Source organism: Bradyrhizobium sp. IC4060 (assembly GCF_020193715.1).
GTDB classification, from domain to species: Bacteria; Pseudomonadota; Alphaproteobacteria; order Rhizobiales; family Xanthobacteraceae; genus Bradyrhizobium; species Bradyrhizobium yuanmingense.
On record NZ_JADYVJ010000087.1, the window covers coordinates 1 to 440 of the forward strand.

2 protein-coding genes are annotated in these 440 nt (G+C 43.2%); both read right to left on the reverse strand.

Annotated features, from left to right (window positions below):
* Nucleotides 1-183: PfkB family carbohydrate kinase (locus I6F16_RS37605; RefSeq protein WP_225174789.1), on the reverse strand; the 183-nt coding region annotated here is incomplete at its 3' end.
* Nucleotides 184-187: 4 nt separating this feature from the next.
* Nucleotides 188-440: class II fructose-bisphosphate aldolase (locus I6F16_RS37610; protein WP_276573589.1), on the reverse strand; the 253-nt coding region annotated here is incomplete at its 5' end.

The following is a 440-nucleotide window of genomic DNA, read 5'->3' on the forward strand; positions in this document are numbered from 1 at the left end:
CATTAATGCTGTGCGATGGCCCAGACGAGAAATAATTGTTGCTTCATTTATTGCATCACCCCCGGTGGTCATTGCGATTCTTTCAAGAGGATAAGAATCCACATCAAAGATATTTTTACTGACCGGTTGCAATGGAATATCAACAATAGCGGCACCTATACAAATAACGTCGAGATTATCCATATCATTATTCCGCTTTGCCATCAGAACCGAACAGTTTAATTTTTTCCAATGCCCGTTCTTTTACAGCTTTACGTACTTCACGTTCTAAATGCAGGAAAGGCTGATCCTGGTTTTCTTTCACTGCTACCATTGCGGCCTGACAGAGCTCCGTATGAATGTTGATTTTCGCAATACCCAACGAAATTGCAGTTTTAATGTCGGCATCACTGATCCCCGATGCGCCGTGCAAAACCAGCGGAACAGAAACAGCATCGCGT